We start from the raw sequence: 2,771 nt of genomic DNA on the forward strand, positions 1-2,771 counted from the left end.
CACAGTTACCTATCGCTACTGTGACATCTACACCGTTACCTAAAGTAGTGCCAACTCCACTGACAAACTTTACCGAAAACCTACCCAAGGGAATAACACTGGAAATGGTAGGCTTACCAGCAGGTCAATTTCTCATGGGCTCTCCTGATAGTGATCGCGATGCTAGGGATTTTGAAAAGCCTCAACACCCAGTTAAAATAAACAGTTTTGCGATCGGGAAATATCCGGTGACTCAGGCACAATATGAAGCGGTAATGGGATACAATCCCTCTCATTTTTCAAACAATCCCCAAAATCCGGTAGAAAGTAGTTCGGACAACGCTCAAGCCTTTTGTCAGAAATTGAGTCAAATAACCGGGAAAACCTATCGCCTACCGACAGAAGCGGAATGGGAATATGCTTGTCGTGCGGGGACAACCACTCGCTTTTATTTCGGTGATGATGCTAATCAGTTAGGAGATTACGCTTGGTATGAAGGAAATTCTGGGGGTACAACTCATCCGGTTGGACAGAAAAAGCCCAATGCTTGGGGACTCTATGATATGCACGGAAATGTCTGGGAGTGGTGCGAAGACAATTGGCATGACAGCTATAAAAGTGCGCCAAGTGACGGCAGTGCTTGGCTGATAAAGGATAATGATTATCAAATACTGCGGGGCGGTTCTTGGTACGGCCTTCCAAATCTCTGCCGTTCCGCTTACCGCAACTTCAACTACCGCCGCCTCTACCTCTACTTCAACTTCGACTACGGTTTTCGGGTGGTGTGCGTCCCCCCCTAATCAGTTAACAGTTAACAGTTAACAGTTATCAGTTTTCCCCACTGTTAACTGATAACTGATAACTGATAACTGAAACAAGGCGGGTCGATTTTTTTTTGAGATTTTCTAGGGTGCGTCCCAGGCAGCTTTTGCCTTTTTGAAAGCAGCCCGTAGTTGGGTTGACGACTGTTACCCAACACCCTCGGAACCAAGATTAAATAGGGTATGATGGACGTTGGATAGATTTTCTCCTATTGCCGTGAGCGAAAGCGTCTATATTGAAACCAGTATCTTAGGCTACCTAACTGCTCGACCCAGCAGAGATATTATTGTGGCGGCTAATATTGAGATAACGAGGGAATGGTGGGAATTTCGTCGAAACGACTTTATTCTGTACACTTCCGAGGCTGTCCTAGAGGAAGTAACTAAAGGAGATACAGCGATCGCCTCCGAAAGGCTGGATATTTTGCGTGATTTTCCCTTGTTAGCATTGAACGAAGCTGCACAAGGTTTGGCTAAACAATTCTTAACCCGCAGTAATCTGCCTCCAAAAGCGAAAGTTGACGCGATCCACATTGCCGCCGCAACTGTCCACGGTATGGATTATCTGTTAACGTGGAACTGTAAGCATATTGCTAATGCTCAAATTCAGAGAAAATTGGCAGAGATCAGCATTGATTTTGGATACGAGTTACCGATTCTTTGTACACCCAACCAACTGTTAGGAGGTTGATTATGTTTCATGATGAGATCGTCGAAGAGATCCACCGAATCCGTGAAGAGTATGCCAAGTCCTTCAACTATGACTTGGATGCAATCTTTGCAGATCTACGCAAGAAGCAAGCGGAAAGTGGCAGAGAAGTTGTCACCTTGTTGCGAAAACCCGGTCTAGCAAAACGTTGGAGCGGACGACCGAAAGATATTGGTAATGATACAATGGATACCAGTCGCCGCTCAAGTTAGAATGGGATGACGAAGTAAAAGCTTTTTCGGCAAATTGTCCCCAATTAAATTATCAACTTTAGAGCATTGCTGGCCTCAGATATCTTAGGGTGCGTCCCAGGCAGCTTTTGCCTTTTTGAAAGCAGTTTAATCTAATACTAAATCCGTTGAGTATAGGCTACATATCAGGAGGGGCAACAGGCAACAGGCAACAGGCAAAACGGAGAATAAATAATCAGTTTTTAATAAGCGGATTTAGTATCATCCCCTAAACTGCCTGATTCTGCTCAATGAGTAAATCAATCTCATCTTCATGAGCCGCCGCATATACCCAAGCATTAGCTAAATCCGTAGCTTTAATAGTTGGATAACTTGTTAATAAATCAGCATCACTATAACCAAGAAGACGAGCTTCTACTAACACCCAAACTGGAATTCTTGTATTGGCAATGCAGGCTTGTCCACCGCAAACTTTAGGCGTTTTCTCAATTCCCTGCCAATCACCACCAAGACTTTGAGCGAGTAACTGGATTACCTGCACTTTTTCCCTAGGTTTGAGGGCAAGAAGTTGCTCTTCTAACTCTTTGATGATCACAGGCTTAAATCCCCATACAGTTTTGGCCAATTATCCCTAATCATTTTACCAGAAAATTTGGGTTGAAAAACTCCCACTTTTAGTAGAGTCTAGGGTGCGTGTTTGCGGCTATCAATTCGGTCAAAAAACTCAAATTAACAATCCGCCGTAACGCACCACCTTTATCATTCGGGTTGCGTGTGTCTCCCCAGGAGTTTAACCCTCTGTTCTTTTGCTCTTTTGCCCTTTGTCTCCCGCCTAGCGACGGGTCGATTTTTTTGAGAAAATTGAGGTAGTGTTAATTTTTAACTACTTAGGGCTGGCTGAATAAATCTAAAAACCTTGTTGGATAAGGCTTTTAGACTTTTTTTCCCTCAAAAAGTGCCTACCATTGAAGTGATCGGGGGTAAAATTCCTGGACTTTTTCCCTGAAAATTAGGTAACTGACTACCTCAAAATCGGTAAAACCCTACACCCCACACCCCACACCCTGCCCC

General features: G+C 44.1%; 4 protein-coding genes. 3 read left to right on the top strand and 1 reads right to left on the bottom strand.

The genetic code is table 11. The features are described from left to right. The 3 genes from PX481_RS16170 to PX481_RS16180 all read left to right on the top strand — a co-directional run. Positions 1–779 (top strand): formylglycine-generating enzyme family protein (locus PX481_RS16170; protein ID WP_288094988.1); only part of this gene is annotated, 779 nt, incomplete at its 5' end. Between the two features lie 238 nt (positions 780–1,017). Next, positions 1,018–1,491 (top strand): type II toxin-antitoxin system VapC family toxin, encoded by a 474-nt coding sequence (locus tag PX481_RS16175; RefSeq protein ID WP_043998848.1) that lies wholly within the window; start codon positions 1,018–1,020, stop codon positions 1,489–1,491. 2 nt (positions 1,492–1,493) lie between these two features. Beyond that, positions 1,494–1,721 (top strand): hypothetical protein, encoded by a 228-nt coding sequence (locus tag PX481_RS16180; RefSeq protein WP_288094990.1) that lies wholly within the window; start codon positions 1,494–1,496, stop codon positions 1,719–1,721. Positions 1,722–1,968: 247 nt separating this feature from the next. Here the strand turns inward: PX481_RS16180 and PX481_RS16185 are convergent, their stop codons facing one another. Next, entirely contained in the window at positions 1,969–2,295 is a 327-nt protein-coding gene (locus PX481_RS16185; protein ID WP_287170721.1) for a DUF433 domain-containing protein, read from the bottom strand. Between the last annotated feature and the right edge of the window lie 476 nt (positions 2,296–2,771).

Source organism: Microcystis sp. M53603_WE2 (assembly GCF_030065435.1).